We start from the raw sequence: 23,490 nt of genomic DNA, 5'->3' as shown, positions 1-23,490 counted from the left end.
TTTCCATAGACAGAATCGAATTCCTCGGCTTCATCCTTCTAAGCTAGTGATATCGGCGGATTAGATCGCTATTCAACAGAGCACTCTGTACAAATCTCGGATGCAGAGAACGCGGGCGTGTACGGTGGATGGTGGTTGCGGTCTCTCCGGTCCAATTCCGGCTTTCCGAACCGGTGACTTCAAACGAGGTAACGAGGCGAATTCCCCGGGCCACCGTGCCCAAGGTTGAATTCTGTGTTCCGAGTTGCGCCCCACCACATCGCGTAGCGCAAGGACGTTCGAGCACACGGTCGAAGCGTGTCGGTTCCGTGTGATCGTGCGATCGAGACCGGCGGCGACTCGAGTCTGGTCGCCGCCTCGCAGCCGTCCGACCGGCGGCTTTACGTCTCCGCTATCCCCATCACGAGGTAATGACAGTCGTCCTCGCCGGTGTGGGTGCCGACAGCACGAACCTGGGAGCGCTCGCTCCCCTGTACGATGACGGCCGCTTCGAGTACGTCCCGATCCCCGAAAAGACCCGCGAGACGGACGAAACGGCCACCCTCGGTTCGTGGCCCCTCCGAGATGGCGACCGGACTGCAGCCGACCTCACCACCCGGATCACGCCACAGCCGATCGGCGACGGCGACACCACCGTTACCGGCGACGCGCTCGAGTCCTGGCCGCTCCATCGCGATCCCAACTTCGCGGCGCTAACCTACGGCGAACACCGAACCAGCGGCTACGTCTCGAGACTCAGCGCGCTCGAGTCGGGAGACGTCGTCGGGTTTTACGCCGGCCTGCGCCGCCCCGACGGTGACCGTGCCCATCGATATCTGGTCGGCTACTTCACCGTCGACCGCGTCGACGTTGTTACCCCCGAGATGACTCCGGCCGAACGTCGGCGTATTCTCGACGCGCACCCGGAAAACGCACACGCGAAACGCGCCCGCGACGGCGAATGTTACCTCGGCAAACCGGTCGTGCTCATCGACGGCCGTGAACCCGGTGGGCTGTTCGACCGATACCCGATTCGGCTGAGCGACTACTACGTCAAAGAGGGCAACGAACGCGCACAGTACTACCTACGCGAGTCGATCGCTGACGACTGGGACGTCCGTGCCGGCGGCGAGAATATGATGTACAAACCGGCCTATCGGTGTGGGCTCTCGGGCGAGGCCTTCCGCCAGCGCGTCGGACTCCCCGGGGACCGAACGAGCGAGTACGCAACGCCTACCGGTGAGCCGGCGGTCACCGAGTAACGCCGTGGCCGTGTCGGCTCCCGTTTGCTACTGTGAAATCGGCTCCTCGAGATCCGAGACGAACGGTTCGACGGCGTCGAAGTTCGGGCCGATGCGGATCTCCTCGCTCGAGTGATCGTACTCGACGACGTCGTACTGGTCGAGTCGCGGAATGTGGTTGTGGAGCAACCGGATGATGACGGTCCGCCGACTGACCTCGTCGGCTCCGTCCATCGTCTGCCGTTTCCACCTGACGACGACGTCGGCAACTTCCGCTGTCGTCGCGGAGCCGGCTTCCGAGAGATAACAGAGTACGTATTCACGCTGTCGATCCGAGAGCAGTGAATACACCGTCCCACGGTCGAGTTCGTCTGATTGGCCCATCATGTTATCCCTCAGTACGACGCCATCCCGAACAACGATTGGGCCTAACGAGTTGGGTACCCGAGGGTTGTATCCGAGCCGATGACTGTCTCAACATCGAGCGTGTCCGTCAACCGCGCTACTCGATGGCTGCCAGAACGAATCGCGGTCGCAACCGGTCGGTTTCATGTGGTGACGGGTCCTATCACCGGCAGTGACTGACGAGACGGACTCCCGCCACGACCGCATTCGACGCCATCCGACACCAGGACCGGGCAACTCGCTTGCGAGTTGGCCGCGCGCTCGCAACCCCCTTCGGGTCGCGATCAATTACGTCGTCGTCTGGCTCGTCCGTATCTCGCCGAGCCTCCGACTCAAGCGCTGGCTGTTACGTCGGATCGGCGTCTCCGTCGGTCCCGGCGTCTCCTGGGGCTTAGAGGCTACACCGGACGTCTTCTGGCCCGAACTGATTACGGTCGAAACGGAAGCGATCGTCGGTTACGACGCGACGATCCTCTGTCACGAGTTCCTTCAGGACGAGTATCGCACGGGCGAGGTTCTGATCGGCGAACGGGCGATGATCGGCGCCGGAGCGATCGTTCTCCCGGGCGTCGAAATCGGTGCCGATGCACGCGTCGCGGCGAACTCGCTCGTGACGCGGGACGTGGCGCCGAACACGACGGTTGCGGGCGTCCCGGCCGAACCGATGGGATCGAGAGCGGACGGCGAAGACGGGAACGAAGACGACGAGTTCGAAGCCGGGACCGGTTCCGATGCCGTCGATAGCGACGAAGGCTGATCTGCCCGTACTCGTTTGCTAGTCTCCTGCAGCGATACCGTGTCTTTCGGGTCGATCAGTAACGACGGGTCTCGAGAGCGCACGTAGAAAACGCGAATCGAACGAGATCGGAACCAACCGAAACTGACGAGAACGACTTACAGCGACGACCAGGACTTGCGGGCCTGGTTCCAGGAGGTGATGTCTGCAATCCAACGGGCGGCGATCATCTTCTTGAGTTTCTGGGCCGGGAAGCCGCCGAAGGTGTCGACGGGGAGGGAGACGCCCATCGCTGGCTTGACCTCGTGGGCGACGGCCTTCTCGCCGACGGAGACGACGGTCCCCTTGTCGTTGTACTCCCAGGTCTTCAGCGGTCGGTTCTCGATGGCACGAGAGATGTTCTCGCCGGCGACCTCCGCGGCCTGCCAGGCGGCCTGTGCGGTCGGCGGTGCAGGCTGGTCACCCTGATCGACGATCGCCGAGTCGCCGACCGCGAAGACGCGTTCGTCGGAGGTCTGGAAGTTCGCCGCCGTGTTGACGCGGTTGTGCTCGTTGTCGAGGTCGACGTCGTCCATCGCGTCGCGACCCGTAATGCCGCCGGTCCAGACGAGCACGTCGTGCTCGAGCGGTTCACCCTCGTCGAACTCGATGACGTCCGCTTTGGCCTCGGTGATCGGGTCGTCCGTGTGGATCTGGACGCCGGCATCCTCGAGCAGGTCGCGAAGCGCCTGCTGAATTTCGGGATCGTTACCGGGGAAGATCTCCTCGAGTGCTTCGACGAGGTGGATCTCGATCGGTGCGCGGTGGTTGTCGCGGAACTCCGCGATCTCGCCGGCGCTCTGGATGCCCGAAAGGCCGGCACCGCCGATGACGACCTGTGCAGGGTCGCCGCGGGTTGCCTCCTGGCTCGCGTTCTTGATCGTCTCGTGAATCTCGAGCGCGTCGTCGAGGCTCTTGAGCGTCAGCGAGTGCTCCTCGAGACCGGGGATGCCGTAGTAGGCGGTCTGGGTGCCGAGTCCGACGAGGACGTAATCGTACTCGACGTTCTCGGTGTCGGCGAGTTCGACGACCTGTTCGTCGACGTCGAGGCCGGTGACCTCGTCCTGGACGAATCGGGTCGACGGATCCGCAATTTCCTCGACCGGGAACGTAATGTCCGATCGGACGTCGGGATCGCGGATGACGCGGTGTGACTCGTGGAGAACCAGGTGGTAGTCGACGTCTGCAATCCAGGTTAGCCGCGCGTTGCCCCCGAGCTCCGATTGGAGCTTGTTGACCGCACCAGCACCGGCATAGCCAGCGCCGAGCACGACGACGTTCTCAGTCATATTCGACAATCTGATACACTACGATACAAAGGTGTTGGAACGCACATCCTCGTGGTAGATGTTCTCACCACCCAGGATTCTGGATAGTACCGATTCGAATAGACGACAGCTGTCGGTCAGAGAATCCGTTTTCCGAACGCACTCGCGGTGAGTTCGGCCGCGACCGTCGCCGTCTCGTTGCCTTCGTCGAGGATCGGGTTTACCTCGACGACGTCCATCGAGCGGAGGATCCCGTCAGCGTCGTGGCGCTGGGAGACGGTCTCGAGGGCGGCGTGAGCCTCCCGATAGGTGACCCCGCCGCGAACGGGCGTTCCGACGCCGGGTGCCGTTTTCGGATCGAGCCAGTCGAGGTCGAGACTGACGTGGACGCCGTCGGTGCCGTCGGTCGCGACGTCGAGTGCATCCTCGACGACTGCCGTCATTCCGCGTTCGTCGATGTCCGCCATCGTAAACGCCGTCATCTCGCTTTCTCGGACCAGTTCCCGCTCGCGCTCGTCGATGCTTCGCAGTCCGACGTACGCGATGGCGTCCTCGCGGACACGGGGTGCGGTGGCCCACTCCGTCGTCTCGAACATGCCCCGCCCGAGCGTTGCGGCGAGGGGCATTCCGTGGACGTTCCCGCTGGGTGAGGTTTCGGGCGTGTTCAGGTCGGCGTGAGCGTCGAACCAGATCGTTCCGAGGTCGGCATCCCGCGCGGAGCCGTGCATCGAGCCGATGGCGACCGAGTGGTCACCACCCAGCACGAGCGGGAATTCGCCATTCGCGAGCGCGTCCGCGACCTGGTCGCTCAGTCGACGGCAGATGTCTTCGACCTCCCGGAGGAACTTCGCGTTCCCGTGACTCGGCTGGTTGGCGTCGGGATCGCGTTCTTCGGCCCGCGGCATCAAGAGGTCGCCGGCATCGACGGGATCGACACCCGCACGCTCTAACCCGTCGGCCAGTCCCGCGTACCGAATAGCCGATGGTCCCATGTCGACGCCGCGACGATCAGCGCCATAATCCATCGGCGCGCCAATAATTCTAACGGTCGTACCCATATCTTGGCGTACAGAACGGAGTGATTTGATCGTGGCGATTTTCGGGGCGACAGATTTAGGGTTAGACGGCTCTAAAACGATACACGATGATGCTGAGCGACGTGATGGAAGACTACCTCAAGGCGATCTATCAGCTCCAGCGCGAGACCGACGACCGAATCAAGACGTCGGCCATCGCCGAGGAGTTAGACGTCACGTCGCCGACCGTCACCAGTATGCTGGATAAACTCGAGGACCGCGGTTTCGTCGACCGCGAGAAGTACCGCGGCGTCACCCTGACCGACGAAGGTGAGACCGTCGCCCTCGAGGTCGTTCGCCACCACCGGCTGCTCGAGGCTTATCTTACGGAACACCTCGATTACGACTGGGCGGAGGTCCACGAGGAGGCCGACCGGCTCGAACACCACATCAGCGAGGACTTCGAGGCCCGCGTGGCCGACGCACTCGGCGAACCGACGGTCGATCCGCACGGTTCGCCGATCCCCAGCGCCGACCTCGAACCGCCCGAACGGCCCGAAGGCAAATCCGTCACGGAGTTCGAGGAGGGCGACGTCGTGATCGTCGAGGAGGTCGCCGACCGCGATGCGGACGTCCTCTCCTATCTCGCCGAACACGGCGTCGAACCCGGCGTCGAACTCGAAATCGTCGAAGTTGCCCCCTTCGGTATGGTTACTGCGCGCTCGAGCGAACGCGATGGAACCGTTTCGCTCCCCGAATCCGTCGCCCATCACGTGCGCGTCGCTGTACCGCCAGAACTCGAACAATGAGACCGAAGATCACATATTCGTACACTGTACCCGGTCAGTAGTACGTTTAGATTCGGTCTAAAGGGAAGCCAGTGGAAAACATATAAGTTTAGCCCTCTCTAATCTATCGACTATGGTCTCTCAAGTCTTGCGTACTGGAGGTGACCGCGTACGATGAGCGGTCGATGGGTAGATGACCTTCCGCGGTGGGTACTGGCTATCGGGCCCGTACTGATTCTGGGTATCGTGTTCGGACTGCTCTATTTCACCTCTCCGTTCGGCGACCTCTCGACGGTCGACTCGGCGAGTACGCTCGAGATTATCTGGATGTTGACGGTAATCGGGGCGATTGCGGGGATTATTCCCGTCGCGATCGGGATGCTCTGGTTTCCGTTCATCCGGAATCTCAACACTCGGTACCTCCACGCGTTCATGGCGCTTGCGGCCGGCGTTCTCGCCTTTATCGCCGTCGAAATGACCGAGGACGTGTTCGAACACGCCGGCGACGCCGAGAACACGGCACTTGCACTCGGCCTCGCCGTCGTCGGTGTCGGCGTAACCTTCGCTGTCATGTACCTCGCAAGCGAGTGGCGCCAGCGGAAGATGGCCACAACCGACAAGAGTGGGCTCCAGATCGCGTACCTCGTCGCGCTTGCGCTTGGACTTCACAGCATCGGCGAGGGACTCGGAATCGGCGTCGCGTACATCCAGGGCGATGCGTCGCTACTGTTGTTGCTCGTACTGGCGTTTGTCATGCATAACGTAATGGAGGGGCCGACGGTCGTCGCCGCCGTTGCTCGCGAGCGCGAGACGCCGCCACTCCGTCACTTCGCTGCGATGGGCGTCATCGCCGGCGGTCCCGTTATTCTCGGGGGCTGGATCGGAAGCTTCGCTCAGTCCGATCTGTTGGCCGCCCTCTTCTTTGCGATCGCGATCGGCGCAATCCTCCAGGTGCTCATCGAGATGGCCGACCTCATTCGGTTCGATGCCGAAGCCGTCCTGACCCGGGTGAACGCGGCGACGTTCTCGTTCGGCTTCATTCTGATGTTTATCCTCGAGGACGTCCTCACCGAACTGCTCCTCGAGGGGTGGCTGGTTCCGGCGTAATCGACCGACGGTCGGCGGGCGGAGACCGAAACGGGCGACGAATCCAAACGCCTTACTATGACCGGTTCAAACAGCAAAATCTGAGCATATCAGCCCGGCGTACCCGTCGGGTTTAAGGAAATCAATTACGAACAACAAAGTATGTCATCCATCGAACTCACCCCCAGCCAGAAGAAGATTCTCCGCGCATTGACAAACCTACACAAGGAGTCCGAATCCGCGATCAAAGGCGAGGACATCGCCGAGCAGGTCGACCGGAATCCCGGGACGATCCGCAACCAGATGCAGAGTCTCAAAGCCCTGCAGTTGGTCGAAGGCGTACCGGGGCCGAAAGGTGGCTACAAGCCGACCGCCGCAGCCTACGAGGCCCTCGAGATCCAGCAGATGGACGATCCCGCCTCCGTTCCGCTCGAGCACGAGGGTACCGCCGTCGAAGGCGTCATCGTCGAGGAGATCGATCTCTCGAGCGTCCACCACCCCGAACTCTGTCGGGCCGAGATCCACATGCAGGGCTCGATAGGCGAGATTCACGAGGACGATTCGGTCACCGTCGGCCCGACGCCGCTGTCGAAACTGGTCATCAAAGGCCGCGTCGACGGCAAGGACGACACGAACAATATCCTCATCTTACGCATCGACGATATGGTTGCGCCCGCAGAAGAGCCGGCACACTGAACGGCTGGGACTGCCACTGCCACTACCGGCATAGACACGGACACACCGTCTCGTCTGTCGTCCCACTAGCGTTGCTTTTTCTCTCGTTTCTCGCTTCCCACTTCTCGCTTCTCACCCCCAGCATCCTTCCCGTTTAGCGCTGCACGCTCTCGACTCGAGTTTCGAAGCGCTTGTCGACACGAACTGGGTGAGCAAGAGAGCACTGACGAAGACAAAGCCGGTAAACCGGACGAAGAGTCCGCACCGCTGGCTTCTGTTTTAGTTTTCCTCGGCGTCGCCGTCGGCCGTTGCCTCGTCCTCGACCGCAGCCGCAGCCGGAATCTCGTCGACGCTGGCGACCGCGTCGCCCTCGTCGACGTCCATGACGATCACGCCCATCGTGTTGCGTCCGACCGTCGAAATCTCGTCGACGCGAGTGCGAACGATCTGGCCGCGTTCGCTCATCATGACGAGCTGATCGTCGTCGTCGACGGCCTTGACGGCCGTTACGGGACCGTTTCGCTCGCCCGTCTTGATATCGATCAGCCCCTTCCCGTAGCGTGACTGGGTGCGATACTCCGAGAGACGAGTCCGTTTCCCGTAGCCGTTCCGGGTCACGGTCAACAGCGCCTGGCCGTCCTCCTCGTCGGTCGCGACCAATCCGGCGACGGCGTCGCCCTCGGTGAGCTTGATTCCGTTGACGCCTCGAGCGTTCCGTCCCATCGAACGGACCTCGCTTTCGTCGAACCGGATCGTCATCCCGCCTTCCGTCGCGATGACCAGATCCTGGGAGCCGTCGGTGACCTCGACGTCGACGAGTTCGTCGCCCTCCTCGAGATCGGCCGCGATGATCCCGGTCGAGCGGATGTTATCGAACTCCTCGCCGGCGGTTCGTTTGACGTAGCCGTGACGGGTCGCCATCGTCACGTACTCCTCGTCGCCGAAGGCATCGGTGTCGACGATGGCCGTAATATCCTCGTCGGTGTCGAGATCGAGGATGTTAACCGCCGATTTCCCCCGAGCGGTCCGACCCATCTCGGGGATCTCGTACGTTTTTAGCTGGTAGACTTTCCCCTGATTGGTAAAGCACAGCAGGTAGTCGTGGGTGTTGGCTCGGAACACCGTCGTCACCCGATCGTCCTCCTTGACGTCCGCCCCGATGATCCCCTTGCCGCCACGTCCCTGGGGATCGAAGTTCTCGATGGGCATCCGCTTGACATAGTCGTCTTCGGTCATGACGACGAAGACCTCTTCCTCGGGGATGAGGTCCTCGTGGGTAACCGTCCCCTGATCCTCGACGATCGAGGTGCGCCGATCGTCGGCGTACTCGTCTCTGATCTCGCGGAGTTCGTCTTTGATGACCGCGAGCAGTTCCTGCTCGCTCTCGAGGATCGACGTTAGTCGTTCGATCTCGGCCTGGACCTCCTCGTACTCGTCTTCGATCTCGGCCGCCTCCATCGAGGTGAGGCTGCCGAGTTGCATCCGGACGATGTGCTCGGATTGGGCCTCCGAGAAGTCATAGGCCTCCTGCAGGGCCTCTCTGGCAGCCGAACGGTCCTCACTGTTGCGGATCAGTTCGACCACGTCGTCGGCGTTCTCGACGGCCGTCAGCCGCCCCTCGAGAATGTGTGCGCGATCCTCGGCTTCCTCGAGATCGTACTCGCTGCGTCGGCGAACGACCTCGCGGCGGTGGGCGACGTACTCCTCTAGGGTCTCCCGCAGCGAGAGCACCCGTGGCTGGCCATCGACCAGCGCGAGGTTGATGACGCCGAACGTTTTCTCGAGGTGGTTCTCGAGCAGTTTGTTCTTGACGACCTCGACGTTCGCGCCGCGCTTGCACTCGACGACGATGCGGACGCCGTCGCGGTCGGACTCGTCGCGCAGATCCGAGATACCCTCGATGGTCCCCTCGTTGACGTCGTCGGCGATACGCTCGACCATCCGGGCCTTGTTGGCCTGGTAGGGCAGTTCGGTGATGACGATGCGCTCGCGGTCGTTCTTCCACTCTTCGACCTCGAACTCGGCGCGGACGCGGATGCGTCCGCGGCCGGTCTTGTACGCCGAGTAGATGGCGTCGCGACCGACGATGTTCGCACCGGTCGGGAAGTCTGGGCCCTTGACGTGGTCCATCAGATCCTCGACCGTCGCGTCGGGGTTGTCGATGAGTTCGATCGTCGCGTCAATCACCTCGCCGAGATTGTGCGGCGGGATGTTCGTCGACATCCCGACCGCGATCCCCGAGGAACCGTTGACCAGCAGGTTCGGGAACGCCGACGGAAGCACGTCCGGCTCCTGCAGACGGTCGTCGTAGTTCGCCGAGAAGTCGACGGTGTCCTTGTCGATGTCTTCGAGCAACTCTTCGGAGACGGGGGCCATCCGCGCCTCAGTGTAGCGGGGCGCGGCGGCCGGATCGCCGTCCATCGAGCCGAAGTTGCCCTGGCCGTCGACCAGCGGATAGCGCATCGAAAAGTCCTGGGCCATTCGGACCAGGGTGTCGTAGATCGCGCTGTCGCCGTGTGGGTGGTAGTCACCCATCGTCTCCCCGACGATCGAGGAGGACTTGCGGTGGCTCGAGCCGCTCGAGACACCCATTTCGTGCATCGCGTACAGGATGCGCCGGTGGACCGGCTTCAACCCGTCCCGGACGTCCGGGAGGGCGCGACCCGCGATAACGGACATCGCGTAGTCGATGTAGCTCTGCTCCATCTCGTCCTCGATTCGGACGTTCTCTACCGCTCGCGCCTCTACGTCTGTTGGATCGGGTACGTCTGAGCTCATGTCTTCGTCACCTACGCTATATGTCGATCCACTCCGCCTCCGGAGCGTTATCCTTGATGAACTGCTTTCGCGGCTCGACGGCGTCGCCCATCAGCACGGAGAACATCTTGTCCGCCGCGGCCGCGTCCTCGATCGTGATCTGCTTGAGGATGCGGTTTTCGGGGTTCATCGTCGTCTCCCAGAGCTGTTCTGGATTCATCTCGCCGAGTCCCTTGAATCGCTGGACGCGGGTCGGATTGCCGTCGCATTTCTCGTCGATGATCTCGTCGCGTTCGGCTTCGGTCATCGCGTCGTACGTTTCGCCGCGGTAGCGAACCCGGTACAGCGGCGGCTGGGTCGCGTAGACGTAGCCGCCTTCGAGCAACGGACGCATGTGCCGGTAGAAGAACGTGAGCAGCAGGGTCCGGATGTGGGCCCCGTCGACGTCGGCGTCTGTCGCCATGATGATCTTCTTATAGCGGACGTCGTCGACGTCGAACTCGTCACCGATCCCCGCGCCGATCGCGGTGATCATGTTCCGAATCTCGTCGTTCTCGAGGATCCGATCGAGACGGTGTTTCTCGACGTTCAGAATCTTCCCCTTGATGGGGAGGACGGCCTGGAACTCTGGATTACGGGCCTGTTTTGCGCTGCCACCGGCGGAGTCTCCCTCCGCGATGAACAGTTCGGCCTCCTCGGGCTCTTTGGTCTGGCAGTCGGCCAGTTTCCCCGGCAGGGACGTGGAATCGAGGGCGGACTTGCGTCGCGTGAGTTCCTCGGCCTTCTGGGCCGCCTTGCGCGCTTTCGCGGCCTCGACGGCCTTGTTGACGATCGCCTGAGCGGTGTCGGGATGCTCTTCGAAGTACGTTCCGAGACCCTCGTGCATCGCGCTTTCGACGATTCCGCGGACCTCGCTGTTTCCGAGTTTCGTCTTCGTCTGCCCCTCGAACTGCGGATCGGGGTGTTTGACGGAGATGACGGCGGTCAACCCCTCGCGGATGTCTTCGCCTTTGAGGTTGTTCTCGAGGTCGCCGAGCATGTCGTTGTCGCCGGCGTAGTCGTTGACCGTCCGCGTGAGCGCGGTCTTGAACCCGGTGAGATGGGTTCCGCCCTCGCGGGTGTTGATGTTGTTCGCGAAGGCGTGGATCGATCCCTGCAGTTCCTCGGTGGCCTGCATCGCGACTTCGATCTGGATATTCTGATCCTCGTCCTCGAAGTAGATGATATCCTCGTGCATCGCCGAGCGCGTCTCGTTCAAGTACTCGACGAACTCGCGGATGCCACCCTCGTACTCGTAGGTTTCCTCGACCGGTCCGTCGTCCGTCTCCTCGCGCTCGTCGCGCAGCGTGATTCGCACGCCTGAGTTGAGGAAGGCCAGTTCCCGAAGCCGATTCGAGAGCGTCGAAAAGGAGAACTCGTCGCCCTCGAAAATCCCGGTGTCGGGCCAGAACCGGACCTGCGTTCCGGTCTCTTCGTCCGGCTCCATATCGCGAACCCGCTCCATATCGCCGACGGGTTCGCCCTCCTCGAAGGCGTGGCGGAACACGCCACCATCGCGTTTGACCTCGGCCTCGAGGCGCTCGGAGAGAGCGTTGACGACGCTCACGCCGACGCCGTGGAGTCCACCGGAGACCTGGTAGGACTTGTTGTCGAACTTGCCGCCGGCGTGGAGGACCGTCAGAATGACCTCGAGTGCGGGTCGATCGTACTCATCGTGTGTATCGACGGGGATACCGCGGCCGTCGTCCGCGACGCTCACCGAGCCGTCCTCGTTGATGGAGACGGTGATGTCGTCGCAGTGGCCGGCCAGTGCCTCGTCGATCGAGTTATCCACCACTTCGTAGACGAGATGGTGAAGTCCTCGAGAATCGGTAGAGCCGATGTACATCGCCGGTCGCTTTCGCACAGCCTCCAGGCCTTCTAAGACCTGAATCTGTCCGGCGCCGTACTCGCTTTCCTGGGACATGTAAAACCTGCTTTCGGGTAGTGGTCGGGCCCTAATAAAAGTCACGTGTACGCGCGCGAGCGCGAAATCGACGGGCACCGGAAACGAAAATGAAACCGGGGGAGTCAGACGCCCGAGTCTCTAGATGACGTCGTCGAACGAGTCGTGGCCCTGAATGTCGACGCCGTCGGCGGTAACCGACGCGAGGAAAACACCGTTGCCGGAGCCGGTGTCACGCTCGGCGGCGCTGTGGACGGCTCGAGCCGCCGCCGTCCGCGCGTCCGCAAGCGAGAGACCCTCCTCGTACTCCTGTTCGAGGAGTCCGTAGGCGAGTTGCATCCCGCTCCCGGTGACCGTGTAGTCGTCGGCCATCACGCCGCCGGCGGGGTCGATGCTGTAGACGTGGCTGCCGTCGTCGTCGACGCCGCCAAGGATGGGGTTGATCGCCCGGAACGGACCGCCGCGGGCGAAGTTGCCGGCGAGCGTCGCCAGCGCCGAAATCGGCATTTGCTCGTCCCGTCGGGCCTCGAAGAGGTCCACTTCGGACCGCAGCGTCCGAATGAACGACTGCGCACCGCCGACGCTCCCGACGAGCGTCAGTGCCGCCGTGGGGTGGATCTGCTCGACTTTCTGGACGTTCTTGTTCGAGACGAATCGGCCGCCGAGGCTGGCGCGCATGTCCGTCGCGATGACGACGCCGTCGTCGGTCGTGATCCCGACGGTCGTCGTTCCCGTGGAATTGACGTTTGCGCCGTCCTCCCCGGTCGACGGCAGCGAGCCGAGCTCGGGCTCGTACGGCGACGGCGAGCCGTCGGCTGTGCCGTTCGATTCGGGGCTCCAGCTCTGAGTTCGGTTCCAGTTACTCATCGCTCTCGTCCCCGTCGATCTCGGCGAGGATCGACTCGAGGCGATCCTCCGGAACCGAACGGAACGTCTCGTCGTCGGTGCCGATCGTCGCAACGTCGACGTCGCCCGCGTTGACGGGGTCGTCTTCGGGCTCGCTGAGGGCGCTCAATGCGAGTTCGAGCCCCCCGTCGAGATCGAGGTCGGGCCGGTAGCGCTCCTCGAGGAATCCCTGAATCACGTCTCGGTTGCTGCCGATGGCGGCCGCCTGCCACTCGTAGTCCGTTCCCGACGGATCGGTCTCGAGCAGACGCGGTTCGCCGTCCTCGACGCCACCGACGAGGAGGGCGACGCCGAAGGGGCGTGCCCCGCCCGTCTGTGTGTACTCTTGAATGTGGTCGGTAACCGCGCGCGTCAGCGTTTCGACGCCGATTGTCTGGCCGTAGCGGAGCTGTTCGCCCTGAGCGCGCCGACGCGCGAGGTCGACCAGCCGGCGCGCGTCGGCCACGTGGCCGGCGCTTGCGATACCGACGTGGTCGTCGGCCTTGTGGATCTTTTCGACGCTCGAGGGTTCCATGAGCGACGAGTCAACCTGTCGATCGGCCGCGAGCACGACGCCCGCGGGCGTGCGGATACCGACGCTCGCGGTGCCGCGTTTGACGGCTTCGCGGGCGTACTCTACTTGATAGAGGCGTCCGTCCGGGGAGAAAATCGTGATCCCCCGGTCGTAGGCCTGTTGTTGAGATTGACCTTGCATTGGTTATCTGGCCGTTCGTGACCTTCACCTTGGGTAATGGATATCTATATATAAGGGTTGGTGAAAGATGAGTGTCAAGCGGTAATTCTGTCTGTTTTCGGTACCATAGAGCGGCGACCGGCGCGTGAATACTGCGTTTCGTCGTGACTTCCCGCAGCGATCGTCTGCGTGACGCCTCTCGATTGCAACTCGAGGCGGCTCCGGGGTAGCCCTCGAGTGTACCCCGAACGTGGTCGACGGGAGCCGGACTCCGCGCGCTCAAAAGCCGACGACCTGCCCGTCCCGCCGCGGTTCCGAGCCGCCGATCAGCGTTCCATCTGAGTCCCGATAGATGAACTGTGCGCCGCCGAAGTGGTGGGCGTCGGGCTCGAAGTACTCCGACTCGAGGATGATCTCGTGACCCCGCTCGTGTAGCTCTTCGACCGTCTCTTCGGGGAGTCGCGTCGTCTCGAGGGCAACTTCGTGGCCCTCGTCGAACCGAAACCGTGGGACGTCGATGGCGGCCTGCGGATTGAGCCCGGAGTCGAGCATGTTGACCAACACCTGTAACTGGCCCTGCGGCATCGTCGATCCCCCCATCACGCCGAAGGAAGCCCGGAACTCGCCGTCTTCGGCGAGCATCGCTGGGATGAGCGTGTGGTAGGGGCGCTTTCTGGGCTCGATCGCGTTCGGGTCGTCGGGCTCGAGACTAAACGAGGTTGCGTGATTCTGAAGGGTGAAGCCACCCACGACCAGCCCGCTGCCGAAGGGCTTGTAGCCGCTACCGAGCATGGAGACGGCGTTGCCGTCACCGTCGACGACCGTGAGGTAGACCGTGTTCGAAGCCTCGCCGGCCTTCGGTTCGTGATCGCCCACCTCCCAGCCGATGTCCTGCGCTCGCTCGCTGGCGTACGCCTCGTCGAGTTTGGACTCGAGCGGGATTTTCTCGTCTTTGGGGTCGCCCAGGTGCTCCTCGGCGTCGGCGAAGGCGATTTTGATCGCCTCGATGAGTTTGTGGAGTCGCTCCGGATCGGTCGGCTCCGTCGCCAGGTCGAAGTTCTCGACGATGTTCAGCGCCTCGAGCGCGACCACGCCGATCGTGTTCGGTGGGTGTTCGAGCACCTCGTACCCCTGGTACTCGGCACTGATCGGGTCGTTCCAGTCGCTCTCGAACTCTTCGAGATCCGCGAGTTCGAGGAAGCCGCCGTGATCTTGCACCCGATTCACGATCTTCTGGCCCAGTTCGCCGCCGTAGACGGTTTCGATCCCCTCGCGCGCGATTCGTTCCAGGGAGTCGGCGAACGCCCGGTTGGTAAAGATCGACTCGGGCGAGGGACTCTCGCCGTCCTCGAGGAACGTCTCTCGGAACGAGTCGAACTCAGCCACTCGCGGCGCGGCAACCTCCCACTGGGAGGCGATGTACTCGGTGATCGGGACACCCTTTCGGGCGTGATCGATGGCCGGCTCGAGTAGCTCGCCGAACTCGAGGGTTCCGTAGCGGTCGGCGAGTCGGTAGAGCCCGTCGATTGCCCCGGGGACCGTAACGGCGAGTGGCCCCTCCGAAGGAACGACTGGTTCGCCGTCCTCGTTCGTCTCGTCGGTGTGTTCGCGATACGTTTCCACGTCGGCGGCACCCGGCGCGTACCCCGTTCCGTTGAGGGCCTTGTACTCACCGTCGAAGTGCGTGAGTGCGACGATATCGCCGCCGAGACTGGTCATGTGGGGTTCGACGAACGAGAGTTCGGCGGCGACGGCGACGGCCGCGTCGGCCGCGTTCCCTCCCTTCTGGAGGATCCGAGCACCGGTCTGGGCCGCGAGCGGATGGCTCGTCGCGACCATTCCGTTTCTGGCCATCACGGCCGAGCGACGACCGATAAACTGCCAGGGGTACTCGAACTCACCCGTCGAACTGGCGCTGTACTCGGTCCGTTCGGCGGCCCCGATTCCCTCACCGGTCGGCGCGTTCGCACCGATCACGCCCGTGACTGCCGTTTCGGACCCGAATCGTTCGAGGAACGTGCGTCGGTTCGACACAGTCTCGCTACCTCGAACCGCTACTAAACGGTTCGCCCGGAAATGTGCGTTCGATCGTTCGACCGGCGGCAATCGGGTGTCACCCACTTCAATATATAACACAGTTCTGGGAAAAAGCGGTTCGATATGTTCGAAATCGAGAATCGAGATATCGGAGAGGAGGGCCGTTCTACCGCCCGATTACCGAGATAAACATCCGAAATCAGGGAGAGAAACGACAAATGTGATAGACGGCTTTCGTTTGCCGGGCAGCGACTCTCTTAGCTGGAGGGTGCCAGTGTGAGATGAGGCGAACCAACCGAGGTGTCACTATCGACTGTCGATGTGCCGAGTGGTCGCTACTGCGTTCGGTTGCCGGTCGGAGGCGACAGCGTTCGGCTTCGAGTTCACCTACACATGAACAGAGCATCCGTTCAGACGGACCCAAGGGTATCGAATTCAATTACCCCTTTTCGTTCACGCCGGGTCGGCTCGCCGGCTGACCCGAGGAACGCCGAATCCACGATCGGCTCTCGCGTCGTCACCGCCGAGAGCACGACCGCCGTTCGGTCGCTCAACGGAGTGATCACGCGTGAGTGAACAGTCGGCGTCGACGTCGACGCTCGTCGAGGCGGTCCCCGGCGGTGAAACGATCCACGGTGCGCTCTACAGATACGGGCTGGGCGTCCTGTTCGCTGCGAACGTGTTCGGTTCCGGTTCGGTCTACATCCTCGCCGACGCCGGGGCGAACTTCGCGTTTACCCTGCTGTGGGTACTCCCGCTCGCGTTCCTCATCGACATCGCGCTCCACGACATGAGCGCCCGTCTCGCCGTCGCCAACGAGCCGCTTGCGGACTACATCGTCGACGCGCTTCCGATTGGCGGCCCGACGGTCGTCGTCGGAATCTCGCTGATGTCCGCGCTGTGGGCCGTCTCGAACTACGCGGTCGCGGGGGCGGCACTCGCCTGGCTCATGCCGGGGCTCGACAACGTGGTCGTCGGCATCGTCCTCGCAGCCGGCGCAGGTATCGCCATCGTTCAGCTCAAGGTTTACGATCGCGTTGAGGCAGCCATCGCCACCGCCGTCTTCGCCGTTTTCGGCTCGTACGGCCTGCTCTTGATCGGGTTAGACGTTCCGTGGCAGTCGGTCGCCGCCGGTCTCCAGCCGATGCTCGCGAGCGATATCGGCTATCTTACGACGGTCATCGCCCTGTTGGGGACGACCGTCTACTGGCCGAACTTCTTCATCCAGTCGAGCATCCAGCCGACCAAGGAGTGGACGAACATCTGGCGCTACCGGCAGGACAACGCCGTCGGCATCGCGACGACGCTGCTCATCGGGAGCTTCGTGATGATCGTCTCCGCGATCACGCTGACGGAAGGAGAAATGACGCTGACCGGACCGGGCGTCCCGCTCGCGGATATCCTCGGCCAGTCCGCACTCGTGGTGTTCATGCTCGCCGTCTTCCTCGCGAGCATCACCTCGGCGACCGGGACGCTGTTCGGCGCCGGGTTCATGATCCCGCAGTCGCTCGGGAAAGACACGGTCTTCGGCGACACGGCGTTCCGGCGAACGGTCATCGGCCTGATCGTCCTCTCCGCGGTCACGGCTCTGCCGATGCTGATCTACACCGGCTTCGGTCCGGTCCAGATGGCGATCATCATGCCGGCCGTCAACGGCGCGATCGGGCTCCCGATAACCGTCTTCGCGCTCATCGGCGCCGTCAACACCTACTACGATATCGAGTGGTACGAGAACGCCGCGTTCCTGGCCGCGGGACTCGTCTTGCTGATCGGCAGCCTCACGACGATACAGTCGCTGTACGAGACGATCATCGGCATCCTTTGACCCGATCTGTCGTACTCCCCGATCGCCCGATCCCCCGATCGACGAACACCGTGCTCGGCCGCACCGCTCGTTCACTTATCGAAGATAGTGCGTTTCGATTTGATCAATCGCGTACCCGAAACCGACGAAATCAGAAGAGTCACCATCCCTGGTCCAATCGACCCGATAACGACTGCAAATGCTCGGCTTCCCCTTCGACCTCGGACTCGTGTTATTGCTCGTGTCGATCGCCTTCTTCTCCGGCATCGGCATCACGACGATCGGTCCCGGGGGAATCTTCGTCACGATCGCGCTCTACTCGCTGACGCCGCTGGCCTCGAGCCAGGTCGCCGGGACGGCCCACGCGACGTTCATCGTCACCGGCCTCGTCGGCAGCGCCGCCTACCTCCATTCTGGCGAGATGAAAACCGGCGAGAGCCGCGCGATCGCGATCGTTCTGAGCCTCTCGAGCGTCGTCGGGGCGCTCGTCGGCGCCTACATCAACACGTTCGTTCCGCGGTCGGTGTTCGGTATCCTGCTCGGCGGGGTCTCGATGTCGGTCGGTGCGATTATTCTCTACCGGGAGCGCCGCGGCTTCAGTCCACTCTACGATCTCGAACCGCTCGAGCGCCGGGGACAGGTCGCCCTGGGCGGACTCGGCTTCGTTCTCGGCGTCTGCAGCGGGCTGCTCGGTATCGGCGGACCGGTCCTCGCCGTGCCGGCGCTGGTGCTGATCGGCGTGCCGATGTTGCTAGCCGTCGCCGTCGCCCAGGTGCAGTCGATCTTCATCGCGGCCTTCGCGGCGACGGGCTACGCCCTCCAGGGGAACGTGATCCTCCCGCTCGCGGTCGTCGTCGGCACGCCGCTCCTGCTGGGCGTCGTTATGGGCTGGAAGATCGCTCACATGATCGACCCGGAGAAGCTGAAAGTCGCGCTGGGGGTCGTCCTCATCGGCGTCGGCCCGTATCTCGCGCTCTGATCGTCCGCTTACCTACGCTCGCCAGTCGTCCGCTCACTTCCGTTCGAAACGATCATCGATTTGTTCAGTCATCGGCGACAGGTACAGCACTGAAGTCGCTGCGGACCGACACCGAAACCGTACGCTTGCATGCCACCCCGGATTCTCGTCCCCTTCGACGACTCCGAGCCCGCACACGAGGCCCTCGAGTACGCCTTCGACCTGTTTCCCAACGGCGAGTTCGTCTCGCTGACCGTCGTCGACACCTCGACGCTCCCGTTTATCCCGAACAGTGCCTCCGAAGACGAGACACAGGACCAACTCGAGGCCGTCTTCGGCGATATCGACCACCGGCTGGACGTCCCCGAAACGGTCGCCGCCGAGCGCGGGGTTTCAATCGAGACGCACACGCGAGTCGGAACCCCGGCCCAAGAGATAATCGATTTCGCCGAACGCGATCCGATCGATCACGTCGTCATGGGCAGTCGCGGCCGTTCCGGCGTCAAGCGAATTCTGCTCGGAAGCGTCGCCGAAGTCGTCGTCAGACATTCACCGGTGCCGGTGACAGTGGTTCGGTGAGTCGAGTAGTGGTTCGCAAGTGACTGTTGGTTGGTGGATCGGGTGCGGACAGAGAGCCGGAGCCGGGAACCGTTCGTCGTTTCCTTTCGCTCCCTCCTCGAGCACCGACCCAATCCGCACCCGACTCGTGACCCTTGCAAGGACGGGCAGTAGGCTCTTCGAACCGCGTCACGTACGGTGCGATGAGAGACATGGGCGACCACGATCCGGACGCGAAACACGACGAGCGCGGGGGCGCTGACGCGATCGATCGTGACAGAGTGGAGTACGATCCGAACCCGGATAACCGGGGTCTGTGGCTTTCGATGGCGATCGGAGCCCTCGGTCTCTTGATGATCGTCCAAAGCGTCGCGCTCGACCTCGTCGCGAGCCAGTTCTGGAACGCAGTTCTCGTCGGTGCCGCCTTACTCTCGATCGGGGCGTACAACTCCTCCCGCCGCTCGAAGGCGGAGTTCGGCAGCGCCGGCCTCGCTGTTTTCGCCGCCGTCATCGGGCTCTGGCTCGTTGTCGGACCGTTCCTGATCGGCCCCGAGGGCGGGCTCTTCGCGGCTGCGAACGAGATCGGTGCCTGGAACGACGTTATCGTCGGCCTGCTGGCGATCGGTCTCGGCACCTACAGCGCCGCCAAAACCCGTGACCGACGGCGGGACGCCGACGCTCGAGAAACGGCGACGTTCGATCGGCGCGGTCACTGAAACCACTTCTCGATCCAAACACCGGATTTTGCGGCTGTAGACGGAACTAACAAGGCTACTTACGATGACCAGTCGACCCACGGTTCTCTACGAGTTCGGGTGAAATCATCGCGTACACGTTTCGCAGCCTGTGACAGTGGCGAATGACGGCGAAATTCACTTATCTTCGGTAGTGGTACCTCCGATCGAATGCTACCATTCGTAGCGCTCGCGTTCGTTCTCGTCGCACTCGTGATCGTGCTCGAGGTGGTCTCGTATCAATCCCTCAAACGGATTCCGGCGGTCGCCACCGAGGAGTTTCCGGGGATCGATCGGGAACTCCTCGGCAAGTTCAGCAGTTTCGACTCGGAGCTTGGCTGGTGTCCGCAACCGAACCGGGAGAAGCAAAAAGACACCGGCGACCACTTGCCCGGCGAGGAGGTCCGCAGCGTCGTCACCTACTCGACGGACGAGTACGCGAGTCGGGTCTGTCCCGCGACGGACCGAGACGAAGATGCGGACGTTACGGTCTCGACGTACGGCGACTCCTACTGTTTCTGCCGGGAAGTCGACGACGACGAGACCTTCCAGCACTACCTCGCCCAGGAACTGGATACGCACGTCGCTAACTACGGCGGCGGCAACTACGGCCTGGATCAGGCGCTGATGCGACTCAAGCGCCAGTATCCCGAGGAGGAGACCGACTACGTCTTCATGGTCGTCACCGCGTCCTCGATCGCCCGCATCCTGAGCGTCTGGAAACACTACCAGGAGTTCGGTAACATCCTCGCGGTCAAACCTCGGTACGTCCTCGAGGGCGACGACCTCGTTCGGGTGGAGAGCCCCGTCGACGAGAAGGAGGATCTGCTCGATCTCGAGTCGAAAGCCGACTTCCTCCGAGAGTACGACTTCCACTACGACCACTGGTTCAAGCCCCACTACGCGTCGTTCCCGTACACACCGGATTTCTTCGACAAACCCGAACACCTCCGATACGCACTCTATACGGGCGGCAAGGAACTCGAGCGGCGCGCCGGTCGATCGATTCCGGGGATCGATTTCGATCAGGCTCAGACGCAGTCGGCCCTGCGGATGGAACAGCCCCGCGTCCGCTACCACGAGCGGCTGTTCGACACCCACGAGGACCTCTTCGACGCCCTCATCGAGGAGTTCGTCGACTATGCGGACGAGCAGGAGTTCACGCCGGTGTTCGTGATGGTTCAACAGCTCCGGTACGCGAAATACGAGTCCGAACACGGCCCCATCTACGGGGACCTGCTGGACCGACTGGACGAGAGCTACGACGACCTCGAGACGATCGATATGGCTCGTCACCTCGATCCCGACGACGGCGTGGAGTCGCTGTACGTCGAACGCGGCGAGGGGGGCCACTACAGCCCCGAGACGAATCAGGAAATCGCGGACGTGCTGGCCGAGGTCGTCGAGGCGGATCAGTAGCCGCTCGTACGGACTGCTGTACCGATGTACCGGTACAACCACGGTCGTCGATGGTCGGATACTGACGTACAGGAGACCGTATCAGTCGTTTCATCTCGATCGCGGCGACGCTCGTCTGCCGTCGGTTACCCTCTTTCCTAACACGCGCAGTGACCCGAATCGGGCGACCGTTCGAACTGCACCGACTCGCCGCAGTCGGGACAGGAGCGGCTCTCGTCGACTTCGTCCTCGGTTACGGGGACGCGAACCGAACAGTCATCACACCAGTAGGCTCCGGCCAGATTCGAGCGCCGATCCGTTTTCGTTTCGGATTCCGTCTCGGGTTCGATCGCCCCGACGGCGCTTCGGATCGACTCGATGAGTCCCATACGATCCCTATGGTACCGACTCACAAAACGGTGGCTTCGGTCGTGCATTCGGCGCACAGAACCGGTCGTACAGCCCGCAGAATGGGTTCGATTGGTTCGCGACTATCGGTCGGGCGCCGTCGGCAACGCGACCGAAAACGTCGAGCCCGCTCCCAGTTCGGACTCGACCCAGATCTCGCCGCCGTGGCGTTCGACGATCCGCTGACAGAGCGCGAGCCCGATCCCCGTTCCCTCGTGTTCTTCGCGCGTGTGCAGGCGTTCGAAGACCTCGAAAACCTGCTCCGCGTCCTCGGGATCGATCCCGATACCTCGATCCCGGACCGTAACGATACTCGTCTCGTCCTCGAGTTCGGCGGAGATCCGGATCCAGGGCGGTTCGTCGCCACTGTACTCGATCGCGTTCGACAGGAGGTTCTGGAACACCTGTCGCAACTGGCTGCTATCACCCTGCACTCGCGGCAGCCCCCCGATTTCGACCTCGGCGTCGGACTCCTCGATCCGGAACTGGAGATCGTCGAGGACGTCCTCGAGCACGCGGTCCAGAGAGACCGGTTCGAGCGGTTCGCCCCCCGTCTCGACGCGGGAGTACTTGAGCAGCCCGTCGATCATCTCGCGCATCCGATCCGCGCCGTCGACCGCGAACTCGAGAAACTCCCGGCTCTCCGCGGAGAGTTCGTCGTCGGCCCGGCGTTCGATCAACTGCAGATAGGTCGAGACCATTCGGAGCGGTTCCTGCAGGTCGTGGGAGGCGGCGTAGGCGAACCGCTCTAACCGTTCGTTGGACGTCTCGAGCCGATCGATCGTCCGCTCGAGGTCGCGTTCACGCCGCCGTTGCTCGAGTTCGTACTTCACCCACTGGCCCATCAACTGCTGAAACGTGTGTTCGTCGTCCGAGAACGGCTTCGATCGGGGTTCCGAACTGACGAAGAAGAACGTTCTGTCGTCGCCGCCCTCGATGTCGACGGCCGTTCCGAGATACGTCCGGAAGCCGAAATTGCGGTGCACCGTGATGTTTTCGTAGCCCGCCGCCGCGGGATCAGTTACACTCGCGACGCCACCGTCCTCGGTGGCTGCATCACAGTAGGTCTCCGAGAGCGGGAGCGCCACGCCCGGTTCGAAGTAGTCGTGGTCGGCGCTCGTGTACTCGATCTCGAATCGGTCGGCCTCGGGATCGACGCGGGCTATCGCGCCGAGTTCGAGATCGAATCGCTCGCAGCCGAGTTCGAACAGCGCCTGTAACTTCGCTTCGAACGATCGGTCGGGATCCGAGGTGATCTCGCTTTGGTCCTCCAGGAACGCCTTCCGCTCGCGGAGTTCGGTCTTCGCTTCGGTTCGCTCGAGCAGCGTCCCGAGCATCCGTTCGATTTCGTGGCTCGACTGCTCGGGGCCGCAGAACTCCTCGGGCGGAATGTAGTAGAAATTGTGACAGACGGTGTTGTCGTAGATGAGATGCGGGTGGACCCGAACGACGTCGCAGATGGTCTCGGACGGAAACGCCGTCGTATCGTACTGGCAGAGCGCGATGGCGTCGGTGTCGTCGAACAGATCGTTTATTTTGCTTTCGTAGGCCATGCATTCCTCGGTCGTCACGTCGCCGTCGAGAATCCAGGACATCTCGGCGGCCAGCCGGAAAGCCTCGAACCCCTCGGTAGCCTCCTCGACGGCGTCGGCGTAGAACGCCATCATCTCGTCCGCGTCGAACTCCCCGTCACTGAGATACGTCTCGTCCACGGTCTCGAACGTCAACGCCCCAGAATCGAGAGCGGCGTCGACGTCGATTCCCGCCTCGATCATCGCCTCCCGAACCGCCGCTCGCGAATTCTCGGCGACGACGTACATGCATCGCTCGCCGCGCTCGAGTCCCTGGCGAACGAACGGCACCGCGGCCGCGAACTGCTCCGCTTTGTCTTCGTAGAGGAGCGCGAAGTGATCGTTGCAGTGGTTCCCGTCGAGGGGTTCGACGGGGCCCCGAAACTCCGGGCTGGATTGTAACGCTTGGATCGGGTTCTCGAGGCTTAGCACGTCGTCTGTCGGGGGATGAAGGGAGTTGCTCATGGGATGATCAGGGGACGGGGCAGCCACTATCCGGAACAGGAGA

20 protein-coding genes are annotated in these 23,490 nt (G+C 62.8%); 10 read left to right on the top strand and 10 right to left on the bottom strand.

All coding sequences use genetic code 11. The features are described 5' to 3' along the window. Positions 1 to 410: 410 nt before the first annotated feature. Entirely contained in the window at positions 411 to 1,241 is an 831-nt protein-coding gene (locus GS429_RS15255) for an Nmad3 family putative nucleotide modification protein (RefSeq protein ID WP_160066217.1), read from the top strand. Between the two features lie 27 nt (positions 1,242 to 1,268). Here the strand turns inward: GS429_RS15255 and GS429_RS15250 are convergent, their stop codons facing one another. Continuing rightward, entirely contained in the window at positions 1,269 to 1,607 is a 339-nt protein-coding gene (locus GS429_RS15250; RefSeq protein WP_160066216.1) for a DUF7344 domain-containing protein, read from the bottom strand. A 190-nt stretch (positions 1,608 to 1,797) separates the two neighbouring features. Between GS429_RS15250 and GS429_RS22505 the strand changes: the two genes are divergently transcribed. Next, positions 1,798 to 2,382 (top strand): acyltransferase, encoded by a 585-nt coding sequence (locus GS429_RS22505; RefSeq protein ID WP_328821424.1) that lies wholly within the window; start codon positions 1,798 to 1,800, stop codon positions 2,380 to 2,382. A gap of 137 nt (positions 2,383 to 2,519) precedes the next feature. Here GS429_RS22505 and GS429_RS15240 read toward each other — a convergent pair whose 3' ends face one another. After that, entirely contained in the window at positions 2,520 to 3,689 is a 1,170-nt protein-coding gene (locus tag GS429_RS15240; RefSeq protein ID WP_160066215.1) for an NAD(P)/FAD-dependent oxidoreductase, read from the bottom strand. Positions 3,690 to 3,805: 116 nt separating this feature from the next. After that, on the bottom strand, positions 3,806 to 4,726 hold the full coding sequence (rocF, locus tag GS429_RS15235) for an arginase (RefSeq protein WP_160066214.1): 921 nt from the start codon (positions 4,724 to 4,726) through the stop codon (positions 3,806 to 3,808). 86 nt (positions 4,727 to 4,812) lie between these two features. Here rocF and GS429_RS15230 point away from each other — a divergent pair, with 86 nt between their 5' ends. The 3 genes from GS429_RS15230 (at position 4,813) to GS429_RS15220 (ending at position 7,254) form a co-directional block, all read left to right on the top strand. Then, positions 4,813 to 5,493, top strand: a complete 681-nt coding sequence (locus GS429_RS15230) for a metal-dependent transcriptional regulator (protein WP_160066213.1) — start codon at positions 4,813 to 4,815, stop codon at positions 5,491 to 5,493. Between the two features lie 153 nt (positions 5,494 to 5,646). After that, positions 5,647 to 6,579 (top strand): ZIP family metal transporter, encoded by a 933-nt coding sequence (locus GS429_RS15225; RefSeq protein ID WP_160066212.1) that lies wholly within the window; start codon positions 5,647 to 5,649, stop codon positions 6,577 to 6,579. Positions 6,580 to 6,720: 141 nt separating this feature from the next. Beyond that, positions 6,721 to 7,254, top strand: a complete 534-nt coding sequence (locus tag GS429_RS15220) for an Rrf2 family transcriptional regulator (RefSeq protein ID WP_160066211.1) — start codon at positions 6,721 to 6,723, stop codon at positions 7,252 to 7,254. 258 nt (positions 7,255 to 7,512) lie between these two features. Here GS429_RS15220 and gyrA read toward each other — a convergent pair whose 3' ends face one another. The 5 genes from gyrA to ggt all read right to left on the bottom strand — a co-directional run bounded on the left by gyrA (position 7,513) and on the right by ggt (position 15,548). Then, positions 7,513 to 10,011, bottom strand: coding sequence for a DNA gyrase subunit A (gyrA, locus tag GS429_RS15215; protein WP_160066210.1), 2,499 nt, complete (start codon positions 10,009 to 10,011; stop codon positions 7,513 to 7,515). A gap of 16 nt (positions 10,012 to 10,027) precedes the next feature. Then, positions 10,028 to 11,956 carry a DNA topoisomerase (ATP-hydrolyzing) subunit B gene (gene gyrB, locus GS429_RS15210; protein ID WP_160066209.1) on the bottom strand — a complete coding sequence of 643 codons (1,929 nt, stop codon included), beginning with the start codon at positions 11,954 to 11,956 and terminating at the stop codon, positions 10,028 to 10,030. Between the two features lie 120 nt (positions 11,957 to 12,076). Beyond that, positions 12,077 to 12,802 (bottom strand): archaeal proteasome endopeptidase complex subunit beta, encoded by a 726-nt coding sequence (gene psmB / locus GS429_RS15205; protein ID WP_160066208.1) that lies wholly within the window; start codon positions 12,800 to 12,802, stop codon positions 12,077 to 12,079. Next, positions 12,795 to 13,535 carry an archaeal proteasome endopeptidase complex subunit alpha gene (gene psmA / locus GS429_RS15200; RefSeq protein ID WP_160066207.1) on the bottom strand — a complete coding sequence of 247 codons (741 nt, stop codon included), beginning with the start codon at positions 13,533 to 13,535 and terminating at the stop codon, positions 12,795 to 12,797. The genes psmB and psmA overlap by 8 nt, the downstream gene beginning before the upstream one ends. A 258-nt stretch (positions 13,536 to 13,793) precedes the next feature. Then, positions 13,794 to 15,548, bottom strand: coding sequence for a gamma-glutamyltransferase (gene ggt / locus GS429_RS15195; RefSeq protein WP_328821423.1), 1,755 nt, complete (start codon positions 15,546 to 15,548; stop codon positions 13,794 to 13,796). 571 nt (positions 15,549 to 16,119) lie between these two features. Here ggt and GS429_RS15190 point away from each other — a divergent pair. The 5 genes from GS429_RS15190 to GS429_RS15170 all read left to right on the top strand — a co-directional run bounded on the left by GS429_RS15190 (position 16,120) and on the right by GS429_RS15170 (position 21,024). Continuing rightward, positions 16,120 to 17,376 carry a divalent metal cation transporter gene (locus GS429_RS15190; protein ID WP_328821422.1) on the top strand — a complete coding sequence of 419 codons (1,257 nt, stop codon included), beginning with the start codon at positions 16,120 to 16,122 and terminating at the stop codon, positions 17,374 to 17,376. Positions 17,377 to 17,554: 178 nt separating this feature from the next. Then, positions 17,555 to 18,334, top strand: a complete 780-nt coding sequence (locus GS429_RS15185) for a sulfite exporter TauE/SafE family protein (protein ID WP_160066206.1) — start codon at positions 17,555 to 17,557, stop codon at positions 18,332 to 18,334. Between the two features lie 129 nt (positions 18,335 to 18,463). Next, complete coding sequence (locus GS429_RS15180) at positions 18,464 to 18,892, top strand: universal stress protein (RefSeq protein ID WP_160066205.1); 429 nt, start codon at positions 18,464 to 18,466, stop codon at positions 18,890 to 18,892. A 191-nt stretch (positions 18,893 to 19,083) separates the two neighbouring features. Further along, positions 19,084 to 19,587 (top strand): SPW repeat domain-containing protein, encoded by a 504-nt coding sequence (locus tag GS429_RS15175; protein ID WP_235920827.1) that lies wholly within the window; start codon positions 19,084 to 19,086, stop codon positions 19,585 to 19,587. Positions 19,588 to 19,776: 189 nt separating this feature from the next. After that, the gene (locus GS429_RS15170; protein WP_160066203.1) at positions 19,777 to 21,024 is read left to right on the top strand and encodes a hypothetical protein; all 1,248 of its coding nucleotides are present in this window, start codon (positions 19,777 to 19,779) and stop codon (positions 21,022 to 21,024) included. Positions 21,025 to 21,161: 137 nt separating this feature from the next. Here GS429_RS15170 and GS429_RS15165 read toward each other — a convergent pair whose 3' ends face one another. Then, positions 21,162 to 21,392: a hypothetical protein gene (locus tag GS429_RS15165; RefSeq protein WP_160066202.1), complete on the bottom strand. Its 231-nt coding sequence runs from the start codon at positions 21,390 to 21,392 to the stop codon at positions 21,162 to 21,164. A gap of 102 nt (positions 21,393 to 21,494) precedes the next feature. Then, positions 21,495 to 23,447, bottom strand: coding sequence for an MEDS domain-containing protein (locus GS429_RS15160; RefSeq protein ID WP_160066201.1), 1,953 nt, complete (start codon positions 23,445 to 23,447; stop codon positions 21,495 to 21,497). Positions 23,448 to 23,490: the final 43 nt, after the last annotated feature.

The sequence above is a fragment of the Natronorubrum halalkaliphilum genome (genome assembly GCF_009834785.1).
GTDB classification, from domain to species: Archaea; Halobacteriota; Halobacteria; order Halobacteriales; family Natrialbaceae; genus Natronorubrum; species Natronorubrum halalkaliphilum.
The sequence above is the reverse complement of the archived record's forward strand: the minus strand, read 5'-3'. Positions and strand labels throughout refer to the sequence as shown.